Source organism: Saccharopolyspora thermophila (assembly GCF_014646075.1).
In the GTDB taxonomy this organism is placed as follows: domain Bacteria; phylum Actinomycetota; class Actinomycetes; order Mycobacteriales; family Pseudonocardiaceae; genus Saccharopolyspora; species Saccharopolyspora thermophila.
The window spans coordinates 126,638-144,241 of the sequence record NZ_BMMT01000009.1 but is presented as its reverse complement, the minus strand read 5'-3'; the positions used below and the strand labels follow the sequence as shown (position 1 = coordinate 144,241).

At 73.0% G+C, this 17,604-nt stretch carries 12 protein-coding genes; 9 read left to right on the top strand and 3 right to left on the bottom strand.

All coding sequences use genetic code 11. The features are described 5' to 3' along the window. Positions 1–13: 13 nt before the first annotated feature. From IEY17_RS14425 to IEY17_RS14395, 7 genes are all read left to right on the top strand, one after another. Positions 14–1,429, top strand: a complete 1,416-nt coding sequence (locus IEY17_RS14425) for an FAD-dependent oxidoreductase (RefSeq protein ID WP_188987893.1) — start codon at positions 14–16, stop codon at positions 1,427–1,429. Next, positions 1,426–3,939, top strand: coding sequence for a nitrite reductase large subunit NirB (gene nirB / locus IEY17_RS14420; protein ID WP_188987892.1), 2,514 nt, complete (start codon positions 1,426–1,428; stop codon positions 3,937–3,939). Before IEY17_RS14425 ends, nirB begins: the two co-directional genes overlap by 4 nt. Then, complete coding sequence (gene nirD / locus IEY17_RS14415) at positions 3,936–4,259, top strand: nitrite reductase small subunit NirD (protein ID WP_188987891.1); 324 nt, start codon at positions 3,936–3,938, stop codon at positions 4,257–4,259. The genes nirB and nirD overlap by 4 nt, the downstream gene beginning before the upstream one ends. Continuing rightward, positions 4,256–5,398 (top strand): uroporphyrinogen-III synthase, encoded by a 1,143-nt coding sequence (locus IEY17_RS14410; RefSeq protein ID WP_188987890.1) that lies wholly within the window; start codon positions 4,256–4,258, stop codon positions 5,396–5,398. The genes nirD and IEY17_RS14410 overlap by 4 nt, the downstream gene beginning before the upstream one ends. Then, the gene (locus IEY17_RS14405; RefSeq protein ID WP_188987889.1) at positions 5,377–6,066 is read left to right on the top strand and encodes a sirohydrochlorin chelatase; all 690 of its coding nucleotides are present in this window, start codon (positions 5,377–5,379) and stop codon (positions 6,064–6,066) included. The genes IEY17_RS14410 and IEY17_RS14405 overlap by 22 nt, the downstream gene beginning before the upstream one ends. A 77-nt stretch (positions 6,067–6,143) precedes the next feature. Further along, positions 6,144–6,500, top strand: coding sequence for a hypothetical protein (locus IEY17_RS25450; protein WP_229680159.1), 357 nt, complete (start codon positions 6,144–6,146; stop codon positions 6,498–6,500). A 75-nt stretch (positions 6,501–6,575) separates the two neighbouring features. After that, the gene (locus IEY17_RS14395) at positions 6,576–10,736 is read left to right on the top strand and encodes a cation-translocating P-type ATPase (RefSeq protein ID WP_229680158.1); all 4,161 of its coding nucleotides are present in this window, start codon (positions 6,576–6,578) and stop codon (positions 10,734–10,736) included. Between the two features lie 80 nt (positions 10,737–10,816). Here the strand turns inward: IEY17_RS14395 and IEY17_RS14390 are convergent, their stop codons facing one another. Then, positions 10,817–11,749 (bottom strand): EamA family transporter, encoded by a 933-nt coding sequence (locus IEY17_RS14390; protein WP_188987887.1) that lies wholly within the window; start codon positions 11,747–11,749, stop codon positions 10,817–10,819. A 265-nt stretch (positions 11,750–12,014) separates the two neighbouring features. On the opposite strand from IEY17_RS14390, the gene acnA reads away from it, so the two are divergent. Then, positions 12,015–14,819 (top strand): aconitate hydratase AcnA, encoded by a 2,805-nt coding sequence (gene acnA, locus IEY17_RS14385; RefSeq protein ID WP_229680157.1) that lies wholly within the window; start codon positions 12,015–12,017, stop codon positions 14,817–14,819. Between the two features lie 179 nt (positions 14,820–14,998). Here acnA and IEY17_RS14380 read toward each other — a convergent pair whose 3' ends face one another. Together IEY17_RS14380 and IEY17_RS14375 are read right to left on the bottom strand one after the other, a co-directional pair. Next, positions 14,999–15,559 (bottom strand): class I SAM-dependent methyltransferase, encoded by a 561-nt coding sequence (locus IEY17_RS14380; protein WP_188988015.1) that lies wholly within the window; start codon positions 15,557–15,559, stop codon positions 14,999–15,001. 409 nt (positions 15,560–15,968) lie between these two features. Next, the gene (locus IEY17_RS14375) at positions 15,969–16,118 is read right to left on the bottom strand and encodes a hypothetical protein (RefSeq protein ID WP_188988049.1); all 150 of its coding nucleotides are present in this window, start codon (positions 16,116–16,118) and stop codon (positions 15,969–15,971) included. A gap of 258 nt (positions 16,119–16,376) precedes the next feature. Between IEY17_RS14375 and IEY17_RS14370 the strand changes: the two genes are divergently transcribed. Then, positions 16,377–17,426 carry an NAD(P)-binding domain-containing protein gene (locus tag IEY17_RS14370; protein ID WP_188988013.1) on the top strand — a complete coding sequence of 350 codons (1,050 nt, stop codon included), beginning with the start codon at positions 16,377–16,379 and terminating at the stop codon, positions 17,424–17,426. Positions 17,427–17,604 lie beyond the last annotated feature (178 nt).

The window sequence follows — 17,604 nt, the reverse complement described above, 5'->3', positions numbered from 1 at the left end:
CAGCGGAGGCCGCATGGGCACCACTGTGCTCCGACCGGCGGGTGCGGGCCGGATCGTGGTGGTCGGCAACGGGCCCGCCGCGCACCGGCTCGTCGAGCGGCTGCGCGCGCACGGGCACACCGGGTCCATCACCGTGCTGGGCCGCGAGGAGCAGCCCGCCTACAACCGGGTGCTGCTGGGGGCGGTGCTGGACCGCACGCTGAGCCCCGAGACCGTGGCGCTGCCCGACGTGGACGCCGAGGTGCGGCTGCGGGTCACCGCCACCGAGATCGACCGGCGCCGCCGGGTCGTACGCACCGACACCGGCACCGAGCACGAGTACGACGTGCTGGTGCTGGCGACCGGGGCGCGCCCGACGCTGCCGGAGATCACCGGGTTACGCGCCGAGCACCTGCAGCCGCTGCGCACGCTGGCCGACTGCCGCCGGTTCGACGACGTGGCCGGGCCGCTGGCGGTGCTGGGCGGCGGGATCCTCGGCGTCGAGGCCGCCCGGGCGCTGCTGGCGCGCGGGCACCGGGTCACCTTGGTGCACCCGAAGCCCTACCCGATGGACCGGCAGGTGGACCCGGCCGGCGGGCGGCTGCTGGCCGAGCGGCTCGGCAAGCTCGGCGTCGAGCTGCGGCTGGGACGCCGCGCGACCGCCTACCGGCCCGGGCGTCTGATCCTGGACAACAGTGACGTGGTCCCGGCAGAGCTGGTCGTGGCCTGCACCGGGGTGGTGCCCGAGACCGGGCTGGCGGTGCGGGCCGGGCTGCCGGTGCGGCGCGGCGTCGTCGTCGACGACCAGCTGCGCACCGCCGACCCGCGCATCCACGCCATCGGCGACTGCGCCGAGCACAACGGCGACACCCCGGGGCTGATCGCCTCGGCGTGGGACCAGGCCGACGTCCTCGCCGCCGTGCTCACCGGCGAGGACGTGCGCTACCGCGGCACCCGCACCGTCACCCGGCTCAAGGCCCGCGGCATCGACCTGGTCTCGATCGGCTCGGTCGACGGGCTGGACAGCGCCGAGGCCGAGGTGGTGACGCTGTCGGACCCGGCGCGGGGCCGCTACGCGAAGCTGGCGCTGCGCGAGGAGCGGATCATCGGCGCGGTGCTGTTCGGCCTCCCGGAGGCCATCGCCTCGGTCAGCCAGCTTCACGACCGCGACCTGCCGGTGCCCGCGGACCGGTTGGCGCTGCTGCTGGGCACCCCGGCCGCAATGCCGGGCGCGCCCGCCGAACTGCCCGACGACGCGGTGATCTGCCGCTGCAACAACGTCACCAAGAAGGCCCTCACCGCCGCCTGGCAGGGCGGAGCCCGCTCCGTGCCGGAGCTGGCCGGGGCCACCCGAGCGACCACCGGCTGCGGGGGGTGCGTCGACGACGTCGGCCGCATCTGCGCGGCCCTGGCCAACCGCACTGATCACGAAAGGGAGGGCGCGGCATGACCCGCACGCTCGTCGTCGTCGGACACGGCATGGTCGGACACCGCCTCGTGGAGGCGCTCCGGGAGCGCGACGAGGCCGGCGCCTGGCGGATCACCGTGCTGGCCGAGGAAAACCGGCCCGCCTACGACCGGGTGGCGCTGTCGTCCTACCTGGACGGTAAGAGCGCCGAGGACCTCAGCCTGACCAGCCACGAACTGCTCGACGACCCGCTGGTGGACCTGCGGCTGGGCACCGCCGTCACCGGTGTCGACCCCGCCGCACGCACGGTGTCCACATCGGACGGTTTGGTGCTGTCCTACGACGCGCTGGTGCTGGCCACCGGGTCGCGGCCGTTCGTGCCGCCGGTGCCCGGTCACGACCTCGACGGCTGCTTCGTCTACCGCACCATCGAGGACCTCGACGCGATCCGCGACGCGGCGAAAGAGAGCCGTCCCGGGGTGGTCATCGGCGGTGGTCTGCTCGGGTTGGAGGCGGCCAACGCCCTGCGGCTGCTGGGGATGCAGGCGCACGTCGTGGAGATGGCGCCCCGGTTGATGCCGCTACAGGTCGACGAGGGCGGCGGCCAGGTGCTCGGCCGCCTGGTCGAGGACCTGGGGCTGGTGGTGCACTGTGGTGCGGCCACGCAGTCCATCAACGGCGAAGGCGCGGTCCGCAGCGTCACCCTCGCCGACGGCACGGTGATCGAGACCGATCTGGTGGTGTTCTCCGCCGGCGTCCGGCCGCGCGACGAGCTGGCGGAGCTGGCCGGGCTGGCGCGCGGGGAGCGGGGCGGATTCCTGGTCGACGAGCGCTGCCGCACCAGCCAGGAGCACATCTGGGCGATCGGCGAGTGCGCCGCGGTGGACGGCCGCTGCTACGGCCTGGTCGCGCCCGGCTACAGCATGGCCGAGGGCGTCGCCGAGCAGCTGCTGGAGCTCGGCGAGGGCACCTTCCCCGGCGCGGATCTGTCCACCAAACTCAAGCTGCTGGGCGTGGACGTGGCCAGCTTCGGCGACGCCCACGGGCAGACCGACGGCGCGCTGGAGGTCGTCTACGCCAACAACGCCGCGGGCACCTACGCCAAGCTGGTGCTCAGCGACGACGCACGGGTGCTGCTCGGCGGTGTGCTGGTCGGCGATGCCAGCGCGTACTCGGTGCTGCGGCCGCTGGTCGGCCGGGAGCTGCCCGCCCCGCCCGAGCAGCTGCTGTTGCCGGCCGGTTCGGGTGTGGACACCGGGGCGCTGCCCGCTGACGCCACGGTGTGCTCCTGCAACAACGTGACCAAGCAGGACATCACCACCGCGATCACCGAGCATGGCCTGACCGACGTGCCCGGCATCAAGGCGTGCACCCGGGCCGGGACGAGCTGCGGTTCCTGTGTGCCGATGCTGAAGAACCTGCTCGGCGAGTGCGGGGTGAGCACCTCCAAGGCGTTGTGCGAGCACTTCCCGCAGTCCCGCGCCGAACTGTTCGAGATCGTGCAGGCCACCGGCATCGGCTCGTTCTCCGAGCTGATCGGCAGGTACGGCTCCGGGCGCGGGTGCGACATCTGCAAGCCCGCGGTGGCCTCCATCCTGGCCAGCCTGGGCCACGGGCACATCCTCGACGGCGAGCAGGCCGCGCTGCAGGACACCAACGACCGCTACCTGGCCAACATGCAGCGCAACGGCACCTACTCGGTGGTGCCGCGGGTGCCCGGCGGGGAGATCACCCCGGACAAGCTCATCGTGCTCGGTGAGGTGGCCAAGGAGTTCGGCCTCTACACCAAGATCACCGGCGGGCAGCGCATCGACCTGTTCGGCGCGCGGGTGGAGCAGCTGCCGGCGATCTGGCGGCGGCTGGTCGACGCCGGGTTCGAATCCGGCCACGCCTACGGCAAGGCGCTGCGCACCGTGAAGTCCTGCGTGGGCAACGACTGGTGCCGCTACGGGGTGCAGGACTCGGTGAGCATGGCCATCCGGCTGGAGCTGCGCTACCGCGGGCTGCGGGCGCCGCACAAGATCAAGGCCGGGGTGTCCGGGTGCGCCCGCGAGTGCGCGGAGGCGCGCGGCAAGGACTTCGGCGTGATCGCCACCGACAAGGGCTGGAACCTCTACGTCGGTGGCAACGGGGGCTTCACCCCGCGGCACGCCGAGCTGCTGGCCGCCGACCTCGACGACGAGCAGCTGATCAGGCTGATCGACCGGTTCCTGATGTTCTACGTGCGCACCGCCGACCGGTTGCAGCGCACCGCCGCGTGGATCGAGGCGATGGAGGGCGGGCTCGACCACCTGCGCGAGGTCATCGTCGAGGACTCGCTGGGCATCGCCGAGGAGTTGGAGGCCGCCATGCAGCGGCACGTCGACAGCTACCGCGACGAGTGGGCCGGGGTGCTCGGGGATCCCGCCAAGCTGGCCCGCTTCGTGTCGTTCGTCAACGCTCCCGAGGCACCGGATCCGACGATCAGCTTCGTGCAGGAGCGCGGCCAGATCCGGCCGGGCCCGGTGTCGCTGCCCATGCCCACCGTTGGAGTCCAGGAGGTGCACGCGTGAACTGGGAACAGATCTGCGAATTCGACCTGCTGCAGCCGGAGTACGGCGTCCCCGCCCTGGTGGGCGAGCACGCCGTGGCGCTGTTTCGCACCCGCGACGACGAGCTGTTCGCGGTGAGCAACATCGACCCGTTCTTCGGGGCCGGGGTGATCAGCCGCGGCATCGTCGGCGACCGCGCCGGTGAGCCGACGGTGGCCTCGCCGCTGCTCAAGCAGGTGTTCTCGCTGCGCACCGGGAAGTGCCTGGATGATCCCGGCGCACGGTTGCCCACCTACCGGGTACGGCGGCGCGACAACGTGGTGGAGGTCGCCGTCCCTTGACCGAAGAACTCGCTGGTTACACGGTCGCGGTGACCGCGGCGCGACGGGCCGACGAGCTCGCCACCCTGCTGGAACGGCGCGGCGCGCGCGTGGTGCACGGCCCGGCCCTGCGGATCCTGCCGCTGGCCGACGACACCGAGCTGCGCCGCGCCAGCGAGGAGTGCGTCTCCAGTCCGCCGGACGCGGTGGTGGCCACCACCGGCATCGGGTTCCGCGGCTGGATCGAGGCGGCCGAGGGCTGGGGTCTGGGCCGCGACCTGCTCGACGCGTTGCGCGGCGCGCAGCTGCTGGCCCGCGGCCCCAAGGCCCGCGGCGCGGTGCGGGCGGCCGGGTTGCCCGACCCGTGGTCGCCCGCCTCCGAGTCCTCGGCGGAGCTGCTGGAGCACCTGCTCGAACAGCCGCTGGACGGCGTCCGGATCGCGGTGCAGTTGCACGGCCAGCCGCTGCCGGACTTCGTCGAGGCGTTGCACTGCGCGGGTGCGAAGGTCATCGAGATTCCGGTCTACCGGTGGACCGCGCCCGCCGATCCCTCCGGGCTGGAGAACGTGATCGCGGCGGTGTGCGCCGCCGAGGTCGACGCGGTGACCTTCACCAGCGCCCCGGCGGCGGCCAGCATGTTGGCGCTGGCCGCCGAGCTGCGCTGCCGGGAGGAGCTGATCAGGGCGCTGCGCGGCCCGGTGCTGGCCGCCTGCGTCGGGCCGGTGACGCATGCCCCGCTGGCCGACCACGGGGTGCCCGCGGTGATCCCGCCGCGGTTCCGCATCGGCGCGCTGGTGCGCGCGTTGTGCGACGCCCTGCCGCAACGGGCGCCGACCCTGCCGGTCGGTGGTCGACGGCTGCAGGTGCGCGGGCACGCCGCGGTCGTCGACGGCGTGGTCAAACCGCTTTCCCCGCAAGGCAGAACACTGCTGCGCGTGCTGGCCGAACGCCCCGGGCGCGTGGTGTCGCGGCCGAAGCTGGCCGCGGCGATCAACGGCTCCGGGGGCACCGCCGACGAGCACGCCGTGGAGCAGGCCGTGGCCCGGTTGCGGGCCGCGCTGGGCGCTCCGGAACTCGTGCAGACCGTGATCAAGCGCGGATACCGACTTCCGCTGGAACCGATGGGGGACGCGCCGCGATGCGCCGATCCGCAACCCTGAGCACCCCGCTGCTGCTGGTGGCCCACGGAACCCGCGATCCTGCGGGTCCGCTGGTGGTCGAGCAGCTCGCCGACGCGGTGTCGGCGCGGCTGCGCGTGTCGGTGCACGTCGCCTATGTCGACGTCATCGGGCCCACCGTCGAGGAGGCGCTGCGCGGGATCGACGGGCCGGTGATCGCGCTGCCCGCCTTCCTGGCGGCCGGGTACCACGTGCGCATCGACCTGCCCGAGCAGATCGCCGCGACCGGCCGCGAGGACGTCACCACCTGCGCTCCCCTGGGCCCCGACCCGCGGATCGCCGAGGCGATGCTGCAACGCCTGGTGGCCGCCGGGTGGCAGCCCGGCCAGCGGGTGCTGTTCGCCGCTGCCGGATCGTCCGACGAGCGGGCGCTCGGCGACGTGCGCACCGCGGCCCGGCAGTTGGGGCGGCGCTGCGGGCAGTGGCTCAGCCCCAGCCACGTCACCGCCGCGCAGCCGCTGATCGAGCAGATCTGCCGGCCCGGCGACTTCGTCGCCCCGTACCTGCTGGCGCCCGGGTTGTTCCACCGGCGGTTGGCCGCGCTGCCGGTGGCCGGAGTCGCCGAGCCGATCGGGGCACACCCCCGCGTGCTGGAGCTGATCGCCCGCCGCTATTTGGCCGCGGCGCGCGACGACGTTTCCGCCGCCTGACTCCGGGTATACCGGGTGGATCAGGGGCCGCGCCCGGCCGCCGGCGCGCTGCCGGGCCGAGGGGGAAGGGAGCGGAGATGGCCACCTCGACGAGCGCACGGCAGCATCCCGCGCAGCGCACGCGGCACGGCGGGCGGACGACGAGCGCGGCGAACCCCAAACGCGTCCAGCACGGCGCGTCAATCCCGGTCCCCTACCTCACCCCGCAGTTGCACACCTACCAGATCCCGCTGCCGCGTGGGGAGGACGTCACCCACGCCACCCAGGCGATGCGCGGGTGGATGCCGTCCGGTGGCCAGGCGTTGTTCTACGGCGGGCTGGCCGCCGCCGCGGTGTTCAGCGTGATCGAGTGGCCGGTGGCGCTGGCCATCGGCGTGGGCAACGCTCTGGTGCAGCGGTCGGCCCGCCGCCAGGGGTCCGCGAAGCCCTCCTGACGTCCGATGCCGCTGGCGGGTCTCCTCTCCAGGGCAGCTGCGATCGCCGCGCCGATCCGCGACGCGATCGCGTCCGTGACCACCACTCCGGCCGGGAGGCGGGTGTGGCGCGGGCGGCGGCGCAGCCACCTGGAGGTGCGGGGCATTCACCGTCCCGGTACCGAGGACGCCGCGCGTGACCTGGAGCAGCGGCTGCTGGCGGTCGAGGGCGTGCACAGCGCCGAGGTCAACGGCGTGCTGGGGCGCGTGGTGGTCGGCCACGACCCGAAGCGGTTGGGCATCGCGGCGCTGGCGGAGGTGATCGCCGCGGTCGAGGCCGAGTACGGCCTGACCGACGAGGGGATCTCGGAGCACGGCGAAACACACCCCGGCAACGCCGACGCCCTGCTGCGCGACGTCGGCGCGCTCGCGGTGAGCCTGTTCGGCCTCGGCTACGCCACGCTCGGCGCCCTGCTGCCCGTGCGGGTGGTCTCCCCGCTGGTGCCGGCCGTGCTGTCCCTGGTGGACTCGGTGCCGTGGCTGCGCGCGGGCGTGGAGTCCACACTCGGCCGCTCGAGGGCCAACATGGTGCTCGCGGTGGGCGGTTCGGCCGCGCATGGCCTGGGGGGTGCTCCGCTGTCGGTGCTGGCCGACCTCGGCAACCGGTTCTGCGCCACGCGCGAGGCGATCGCCCGCCACCAGGCGTGGTTGCAGTGGGAGCAGTCGGCCACGCACCGCTGCGCGCCGGTGGCCGCCGAGGCGCGACCGACCCGGTTGCCCGACGGGCCCGTGGAGCGCGTGGCGGGCACCCTGGGCGGTCTCGCGCTCGCCGGGTACGGCTCGGTGCTGGCGACCACCCGCAGCCCGCAACGCGCGCTGGCGGCGCTGGTGGCCGGGGTGCCGCGGGCGGCCAGGTCCGGGCGGGAGGCGTTCGCCGCGCAGCTCACGGCCACGTTCTCCGGGCGCGGAGGGCTGGTGCTGCGGCCCGAGGCGGTGCGCCGGCTGGACCGGGTGGACACCGTCGTGTTCGACAGCTCGGTGCTGCTCACCGGGCGCCGCGTGCTCGACTCGGTGCGGCCGTTGGATGACAGCGACCCGGTGGAGTGCTTCTCCCGCGCCGGGCACCTTCTCGACCTGCGCGATCCCACCGCACCCCGCAGCAGCGGCCCATGGTCGATCCGGCCCGCCGGGGACCTGCCCGAGGCGTCGGTGGAGCCGGGGGCGATCGCGCTGCTGCTGTTCCGCCACGACGAGCCGGTGGCCGTGGTCTCGGTCGTCGAGGAGCTGGACCCGTTGGCCGAGGCGTTGGTCGCGGCGGCGTCCCCGAGCGCGTTCGTCGCCGCGGCGGGCGAGCACCTCGACGAGCGGCTCGGGGTCGACGAGGTGGTGCCCGGCGACCGGCTGGCGCAGGAAGTGCGGCGGATGCAGCACGAAGGCGCGGTGGTGGCGGTGGTCTCGCGGACCGCACACGCCGCGCTGGCCGCGGCCGACGTCGGCATCGGACTGTCCGAACAGGACAGCGACCCGTGGGGCGCGGATCTGCTGTGCCCCAGCGCCGATCTGGTGCACCTGGCGCTGCTGGCGCTGGCGGAGGCGCGCACCGCCAGCCGCCGGGGGGCGCTACTGTCGGTGGCCGGGTCGTGTCTGGGGGCGGTGCTGGCGGTGTTCGGCCCGGCCCGCGGCGCACCGGCACGGGCCGCGCTGCCGCTGCACGCGGCGACGTTCTCCGCGCTGGTGCTCGGCACCTGGTCGGGTCTGCGGGTGGCCAAGCGAGGTCCTCCGGTGCCGCGCGAACGCACGCCGTGGCACGCCATGCCCGCCGCGACCGTCCTCGCCGCGTTCGGCAGCACCGAACGCGGTCGTCGCCTGCCCGAACCCCGGCGGCGGCGCCCGCGTGCCGCCGGCCGGGCCCCGCTGGGCGTGGTCGCGGCCACGGTGGAGGGACTGGTCAACCCGATCACACCGGTGCTGGCGGCCGGTGCGGTGGCTTCCGCCGCGATGGGGTCACTGCTCGACGCGGTGCTGATCGTCGGCGTGCTGGTGGTCAGCGCGTTCGTGGACGGCCTGCAGCGGGTGGTCACCGACCGGGAGCTGGCGAAGCTGCTGGACGCCGAGCAGCTGCCCGCCCGGCGGCGGCTGGACGGCGGCACCGAGGTGGTGCCCGCCGACCGGTTGGTGCCCGGCGACGTCGTCGAGGTCCGCGCCGGTGACGGCGTCCCGGCCGACTGCCGATTGCTGGAGGTCGACGGCCTGGAGGTGGACGAGTCCGCGCTGACCGGCGAATCCCTGGCCGTCACCAAGCAGATGGCGGCCACCGCCGCGCCCGTGGTCGCCGACCGAGCCTGCATGCTCTACCAGGGCACCTACGTGGCCAGCGGGGCGGGCACCGCGATCGTGGTGGCGACCGGCGCGGGCACCGAACTCGGCCGCACGGCACAGGAAAACCCGGGCCGTCCCGGTGCGACCGGTGGTGTGGAAGCCAGGATGCGGGAGCTGACCAGGCAGGTGCTGCCGCTGTCGGCCGGTGCGGGGGTGGCGCTGTTCGTGGTGGACCTGCTGCGGGCCGTCCCGTTGGGACAGACGCTGTCCCGGTCGGTCGGCCTGGCCGTGGCGGCGGTGCCGGAGGGCCTGCCGTTCGTGGCGACGCTGGCCGAACTCGCCGCGGCGCGGCGCCTTTCGCGGCGCGGGGTGCTGGTGCGCGCGCCGGCGACCGTCGAGGCGCTGGGCCGGGTGGACGCGCTGTGCTTCGACAAGACCGGCACCCTCACCCAGGGCCGGATCGCGCTGCGGCGGGTTTCCGACGGCCGCACCGCGCAGTCCACTTCGGACCTCGACGCCGCGCACCGCGAGGTGGTGGCCGCGGCGGTACGGGCCAGCCCGCGCCCGGACGGCGAGCCCCTGCCGCACCTCACTGACCGGGCGGTGCTCGACGGGGCGCGCGAGCTGGGCCTGCCGCCCGCGCCGCCGGTGCTCGCCGAGTTGCGGTTCGAGCCGTCGCGGGGTTTCCACGCGGTGCGCACCCACGGACTGCTGTCGGTCAAGGGCGCTCCGGAGGTCGTGCTGGACCGCTGCGCCTTCGCTGATCCGCGGGAACGCGCCCGCGTCGAGACGGAGGTGGAGCGCCTGGCGCTGCTGGGCTACCGGCTGCTGGCGGTGGCCGAGCGGCCGGACGAACCAGGCACGGAGGTCACCGAGTCCGATGTGGACGGCATGCGGTTCGTCGGGCTGCTCGGCCTGGCCGACCCGGTGCACCCGACGGCGGCCGAGGCGGTGGCGCGGCTGCGCCGGTCCGGGGTGGACGCGATCATGATCACCGGTGATCACCCGAGCACGGCCGAGGCGATCGCCGCCGAGCTGGGCATGCTCGGCGACCGGCAGGTGCTCGCCGGGGCGGAGCTGGACGAGCTCGACGACGAGCAGCTGGCCGGTGAGCTGCCGAAGATCTCGGTGTTCGCCCGGGTCAGCCCGGCGCAGAAGGCGCGGATCGTGCAGCGGCTACAGGCCGTCGGGCGGGTGGTGGCGATGACCGGCGACGGGGCCAACGACGTGCCCGCCATCGGGCTGGCGCAGGTCGGCGTCGCCTTCGGCTCGCGGGCCACGCCCGCCGCGCGGGAGGCCGCGGACCTGGTGGTCTCCGACGACCGGATCGAGACCCTCACCGACGGCATCGTGGAGGGCCGCGGCATGTGGATGTCGGTGCACGACGCGCTGTCGATGCTGCTTGGCGGCAACCTCGGCGAGATCGGCTACGCGCTGGGCACCGGTCTGCTGGGTCGTGGCGCGGCGCTGAACACCCGCCAGCTGCTGGTGGTGAACATGTTCACCGACGTGCTGCCCGCGATCGCCATCGCGGTGCGCCCGCCGCCGGACGCCACCCCGGAGAAGCTGCTGGGTGAGGGGCCGGAGGCGTCGCTGGGCACGGCGCTGGCCCGGGACGTCTATGTCCGGGCCGCGGCCACCGCCGGTGCGGCGGGCCTGGCGTGGGCGCTGGCCCGGCCGGTGTCCACCACCGCGCAGGCCCGCACCACCGGGTTGGTGGCGCTGGTGGCGGCGCAGCTGGCGCAGACCCTCGCCGTGCGCGGCCGCACCCCGCTGGTGCTGGCCGCGGGCTTCGGCTCGCTGCTGGCCCTGGCGGCGCTGGTGCAGACGCCGGTCGTCAGCCGGTTCTTCGGCAGCAGCCCGCTGTTGCCGCACCAATGGGGCATCGCGCTGGCGGCCGCGGTGGCCGCGGCGCTGGTCACGGCGCTGCGGCGGTGACCGTTCCGGCGGGCTTCACCCGCTCGTCACCCGCCGCGCACCGCGCGCTCACCGGATCAGCGCACCGTCGGGGCGTGGGCTCACACACCGGCCAGTTCCGACGCCTGCGTCCGCGCCGGGGCGGCGCGCTGCGCCACGTAGGCCCCGGTGAGGATGAGCGCACCGCCGAGCAGCTGGTACGGCCCCAGCGCCTCGGCCAGCAGCGCCCACGCCAGCACGGTCGCCACGACCGGCTCCAGGAACGCCACCGCCCCGGCGACCGGTGGCGACAGCCGCCGCACCGCGACGATCCCGGTCAGGTAGGCCAGCACCGTGCTCAGCACGACGAGCCAGGCCACCGCCAGCAGTGCCGGGACGTGGTGCCCGGCCAGTTGCACCGGTCCGGTCAGCAGCGCCCAGTCCATGTTCCATGGGGCCGCGACGAGCGTGATCAGCGCGGCGCCGATCAGCAGCCCGAAACCGGTCAGCGCGAACGGGTTGACCTGCGGTCCGCTGTCGGACAGCAGGAAGTAGGTGGCCTGACAGCCCGCCGCGCCCAGCGCCAGCAGCAGGCCGACCGGGTCGAAGCCCAATCCGGACCACAGCTCCACCACGCAGGCCAGACCGGCCACGGCGATCACCACGCCCACCGCGGCCGAGCGGGTCACCGGACGCCTGCGCACGAACCGGATCCAGCCCAGCACGAACACCGGCCCCAGAAACTCGATGAGCAGCGCGACGCCGACCGGCACGGTGGCGATCGCGGCGAAGTAGCACACCTGGACCCCCGCGATGGCGAACAGTCCGTATCCGAGCAGCAGTTTCGGCGACCGGCGCACCACCCGGGCGTGGCGGACGACGAACGGCAGCATCAGCAGCGCTCCCCCGGCCACCCGCAGCCAGGCCACCTGCTGCGGGGTGAACCCGGCGGTGATGAGCGGTTTGGCGACGGGGCCGGAACCGCCGAAGCAGAACGCGGAGGCGATCGCGACCGCCAGCCCGGCGGCCTTGGCGTTGTGGGTCAGGTTGCGCACCGGGCCATCGAAGCACGCCGCCCCGACCGCGTGGGAGCCAATTTCGGTACCACCGTCCCAGAACGTGGGACACCCCGGAAATTCTGCGGTTTTGCACGGGCTGGTACATGCGATCGGGAGTTTGCCGACCCTCGGTTGGGAACAAATACAGGACAAGCGTACTGTTAGCAGTGACGAGACGGTGGGTCCCCGCGCATGCTCGGCCGACGTGCGCGAGACTCGCAACCGTTCCCGAACCTGCGCCCGTCGCGAGATGGAGTTGGACGTGACTGCACCTGCGAGCAAGGACAGCTTCGGCGCCCGCGGCACGCTGAAGGTCGGCGACGCCTCCTACGAGGTGTTCCGCCTCAGCGCGGTCGACGGCGCGCAGCGCCTGCCCTACAGCCTCAAGATCCTTCTGGAAAACCTGCTGCGCACCGAGGACGGTGCGAACATCACCGCCGACCACGTGCGCGCCCTGGCCAACTGGGACGCCAAGGCCGAGCCGTCCACGGAGATCCAGTTCACCCCGGCGCGGGTGATCATGCAGGACTTCACCGGCGTGCCGTGCGTGGTCGACCTGGCCACCATGCGCGAGGCGGTCGCCGACCTCGGCGGCGACACCTCCAAGGTCAACCCGCTGGCCCCGGCCGAGCTGGTCATCGACCACTCGGTGATCATCGACGTGTTCGGCAAGCCGGACGCGTTCGAGCGCAACGTCGAGTTCGAATACGGCCGTAACAAGGAGCGCTACCAGTTCCTGCGCTGGGGCCAGGGCGCCTTCGACGAGTTCAAGGTCGTCCCGCCGGGCACCGGCATCGTGCACCAGGTCAACATCGAGCACCTGGCCCGCACCGTGATGGCCCGCAACGGCCAGGCATACCCCGACAGCTGCGTGGGCACCGACTCGCACACCACCATGGTCAACGGCCTGGGCGTGCTGGGCTGGGGCGTGGGCGGCATCGAGGCCGAGGCCGCGATGCTGGGCCAGCCGGTGTCGATGCTCATCCCGCGCGTGGTCGGCTTCAAGCTCACCGGCGAGATCCCGGCCGGCGCCACCGCCACCGACGTGGTGCTGACCATCACCGAGATGCTGCGCAAGCACGGCGTGGTCGGCAAGTTCGTCGAGTTCTACGGCTCCGGTGTGGCCTCGGTCCCGCTGGCCAACCGCGCCACCATCGGCAACATGAGCCCGGAGTTCGGCTCCACGTGCGCGATCTTCCCGATCGACGACGAGACGGTGCGCTACCTCAGGCTCACCGGCCGCTCCGCCGAGCAGGTCGCGCTGGTCGAGGCCTACGCCAAGGAGCAGGGCCTGTGGCACGACCCGAGCCACGAGCCGGAGTACTCCGAGTACCTCGAGCTGGACCTGTCCACCGTGGTCCCGTCGATCGCCGGCCCGAAGCGCCCGCAGGACCGCATCGAGCTGTCCCGCGCCAAGCAAGCCTTCCGCACCGCGCTGACCGACTACGCCAAGGTCGAGTCGGCCGACGACCAGGCGCTGGATGAGGCCGGCAAGGAGTCCTTCCCGGCCAGCGACGCGCCGTCGGTCACCCACCACGAGTCCGCGCCGGTGGTCCTGTCGGCCGCCAACGGCTCCGACGGCCGGGTCTCCAAGCCGGTCAAGGTGTCCTCGGAGGAGCTCGGTGAGTTCGAGCTGGACCACGGCGCCGTGGTGATCGCCTCGATCACCTCCTGCACCAACACCTCCAACCCGTCGGTGATGCTGGGCGCGGCGCTGCTGGCCCGCAACGCCGTCAACAAGGGCCTGACCCGCAAGCCGTGGGTGAAGACCTCGATGGCCCCGGGCTCGCAGGTCGTCACCGACTACTACGAGAAGGCCGGTTTGTGGCCGTACCTGGAGAAGCTGGGCTTCCACCTGGTCGGCTACGGCTGCACCACCTGCATCGGCAACTCCGGCCCGCTGCCGGAGGAGATCTCCGCCGCGGTGCAGGACAACGACCTGTCGGTGGTGTCGGTGCTGTCGGGCAACCGGAACTTCGAGGGCCGGATCAACCCCGACGTGAAGATGAACTACCTCGCGTCGCCGCCGCTGGTGATCGCCTACGCGCTGGCCGGCTCGATGGACTTCGACTTCGAGAACGACCCGCTGGGCACCGACCCCGACGGCAACCCGGTGTTCCTGCGCGACATCTGGCCCTCGCCGCAGGAGGTCCAGCAGGTGATCGACTCGGCGATCACCAACGAGATGTTCACCAAGTCCTACGAGGACGTCTTCAAGGGCGACGAGCGGTGGCGGTCGCTGCCCACCCCGCAGGGCGAGACCTTCGAGTGGGACCCGAACTCCACCTACGTGCGCAAGCCCCCGTACTTCGAGGGCATGACCATGGAGCCCGCCCCGGTGGAGGACATCTCCGGCGCCCGGGTGCTGGCGCTGCTGGGCGACTCGGTGACCACCGACCACATCTCCCCGGCCGGTGCGATCAAGCCGGACTCGCCCGCGGGCAGGTACCTCACCGAGCACGGCATCGACCGCAAGGACTTCAACTCCTACGGTTCCCGACGCGGCAACCACGAGGTGATGATCCGCGGCACCTTCGCCAACATCCGGTTGCGTAACCTGCTGCTGGACGACGTGCAGGGCGGCTACACCCGCGACTTCACGCAGGAGGGCGGCCCGCAGGCGTTCATCTACGACGCCGCGCAGAACTACGCCGCGAAGAACATCCCGCTGGTGGTGCTGGGCGGCAAGGAGTACGGCTCCGGTTCGTCCCGCGACTGGGCGGCCAAGGGCACCCGGCTGCTCGGGGTCCGTGCGGTCATCGCCGAGTCCTTCGAACGCATCCACCGCTCGAACCTGATCGGCATGGGCGTGATCCCGCTGCAGTTCCCGGAGGGCTCCTCGGCGAAGTCGCTGGGCCTGGACGGCACGGAGACCTACGACATCTCCGGCATCACCCGGCTCAACCAGGGCGAGACGCCGCAGACGGTGCAGGTGACCGCGACCAAGGCCGACGGCTCGAAGGTGGAGTTCGACGCCAAGGTCCGCATCGACACCCCCGGTGAAGCCGATTACTACCGCAACGGCGGCATCCTGCAGTACGTCCTGCGCAAGATGATCCGCTCCTGAGACCCCTGCCGATCCGGCGGGCACTTCCGAACGGGGCCGGTGCGCCACAAGCGCATCGGCCCCGTTCCCCTTTGGCGGGAAACTGCGACCACCGGCCGGTGAGGTGGGCGTGCGTTGGCGCTCGGCGATGTCCTTGTCGCCCCCGCGTTCGGGGAGGCAGGGCACACCTCGCTGACGAGTCAGCCGAGGATGCGCGGGCGGCGGCAGACGTAGCTGCGGGCCGGCGGGACGTTGCGCCACACCGTGCGGGAGGTCAGCACCTCGTCGAAGGTCAGGTCCAGGCGGCGGCGGAACAGCCGCGCGCCAGTCATGCCCAGGGCGTGCACGTAGGCGAACGTGGTGAAGGCGCCGCCGGGCGCGAGCACCGAGCCGACCTGCTGGAGGATGTCCTGCTGCAGCCGGGCCGGGAAGATCGACCAGGGCAGGCCGCTGACGACCGCGTCGACCCGGCCGACACCGGCCTCCGCGAGCAGGTCACCCAGCCGTGCCGCGTCGCCCTGGACCACCTCCAGCCACGGCAGCTCGGCGCGCAGGTAGTCGACCATGCCGCCGTCCAGCTCGATGGCCAGCTGGCGACCGCCCTCCGGCAGGCGCTCGCGGATCGCGCCGCTGAGCGCGCCCGTGCCAGGGCCCAGTTCGACGACCACCGGGCTTCCGGAGGTGGGCACCACCGCGGCCATCTCCCGGGCCAGGTGCGGCGAGCTGGGCGCCACCGCGCCGACCAGCTTCGGTCTGCGCAGCGCGCGCTCGAGGAACGTCCGGTAGTTCGCCAGCACCGACCGGCTGGCGGGCAGCACCGTGGAACGCGGCCGGGGACCACTGGACTGCTCAGCTCGAGTCACGGATTCCCTTCCCGATTCGGTGGTTCGCCGTTGTCCGGCCCACCCTATCGGGCGCCGCGCACGCCGGAGCACGGCATGGGCGCCATCACATCGGTAAGGGGCGCGACCGGACGCGACCAGCAAACCCGGCCGGCCGCCCGGACCGCTGGTGCGCCAATTGCGGAATGGGTATTGCGACAGCGCCGTGAATCGCGAAAAAACACCGGGAATTGTGTAACGCGAACGGGTTCCACAGCGATATGGAAAGCCGTTGCGGATGAGGGGCACGGGCTTGTTCGGCGAGCGAACGAGCCGTGGTCGCGCGGGATCAGGCGAGGCGCTCGGCAGCGGGACCAGCCTGTTCACCCTCCTGGTCCTGGGTGTCCGGTCGCGACCGCTGCGCCCACCGGGTCAACACCGCCGCCACCGCCAGCAGCACCACCGTCTCGGCCGCGAGGGCCACCCACACCGTTGTCACTCTTGCCTCCCTTCCGCGAACCGCCCCGTCTTCCGCGCGCGAAGTACCGCCCCGCAATGGGCAGCGACAATCGGAAGAAGGTTTGGGGAAACCACCACGTGTACCAACAATCGTAGGGCCTTGTTTCTTCCGGATCGAAGACACCCTGACGGTGTTGTGCGTCGCACCCGACCGGCCGTATCCGGCGAACTCGCCGCACAGTGACACAGACCACTCTGGCAGTGGGAAGAACCCCGCGCCGGGGGTGTTCCGGTGGACGTGAAACGCATCGACGTCGTGGTCATCGGAGCCGGTCAGGCCGGGCTGACCGCCTCGCACCACCTGCAGCGGACCGGGATCGAGCACGTGGTCCTCGACCGCGGTGACGGACCGGGCGGCGCGTGGCGACACCGCTGGCCGTCGTTGCGCCTCGGCGGCGTGCACGGCATCCACGACCTGCCCGGCAGCCCCCTACCGGAGACCGACGGCGCCCGCCCTGCCGCCGACGTGATCGTCGACTACTTCGGACGCTACGAACACGACAGGCAGCTCCCCGTGCTGCGACCGGTGAAGGTCGACGCCGTGCGCGACGGCGGCGAGCGGCTGCTGGTGGACAGCTCGGCGGGCACCTGGGCGGCCCGCGCCGTCCTCAACGCGACCGGCACCTGGGACAACCCGTTCTGGCCGCACTACCCCGGTCGGCACCTGTTCACCGGCCGCCAGCTGCATACCGCGGACTACCGCGACCCGCAGGAGTTCCGGGGACAGCACGTCGTCGTGGTCGGCGGCGGTATTTCCGCGGTGGAGCACCTGCTGGAGATCTCCGAGGTCGCCACCACGACGTGGGTGACGCGGCGGCCCCCGCGGTTCACCACCGGTCAGTTCGACGGCCGCGCCGCGGTCGCCGAGGTGGAACGCCGGGTTCGGGTGGGCCTGCCGCCCGGCAGCGTCGTCAGCGCGACCGGCCTGCCCGGCACCCCGGCAGTGCGCGCCGCCCAGCAGCGCGGCGTGCTGGACCGGCAGCCGATGTTCGCGCGGATCACCAGCACCGGCGTGGTGTGGGCCGACGGCCGCGCCCAGCGCGCGGACGTGATCCTGTGGGCGACCGGTTTCCGGCCCGCCATCGCCCACCTGGCACCGCTGCACCTGCGCGAGGCGGGCGGCGGCATCCGCGTCGAAGGCACCCGCGTGGTGGCCGAACCGCGGTTGCACCTGGTGGGCTACGGTCCGTCGGCGAGCACCATCGGCGCCAGCCGGGCCGGCCGCGCGGCGGTGCACGAGATCCGCATCCTGCTGCGCGGAGATCAAGAGCGTCTTAAACGGGGCTGACCAGAGGCACAAGTCCCTGTGATCGCAGCGCCCCAACCGCCAGGCTGCGTGCTGGCGGCTCAACCGCACCGGGGCGGCGCCACCTCCAGGAGAGGGGGAGGTGGCGCCGCTTTTCGGTGTTGGAGCCATCCGACTCGCGGCTGGCCCCGCAAGCTCGCAAACGCCGCTCGGCTGCGCC

Bases quoted from the DNA above. Each gene is read 5' to 3' on its own strand.
- IEY17_RS14425 (WP_188987893.1), top strand. From the start codon at position 14: ATGGGCACCACTGTGCTCCGACCGGCGGGTGCGGGCCGGATCGTGGTG.
- nirB (WP_188987892.1), top strand. From the start codon at position 1,426: ATGACCCGCACGCTCGTCGTCGTCGGACACGGCATGGTCGGACACCGC.
- IEY17_RS14405 (WP_188987889.1), top strand. From the start codon at position 5,377: ATGCGCCGATCCGCAACCCTGAGCACCCCGCTGCTGCTGGTGGCCCAC.
- IEY17_RS25450 (WP_229680159.1), top strand. From the start codon at position 6,144: ATGGCCACCTCGACGAGCGCACGGCAGCATCCCGCGCAGCGCACGCGG.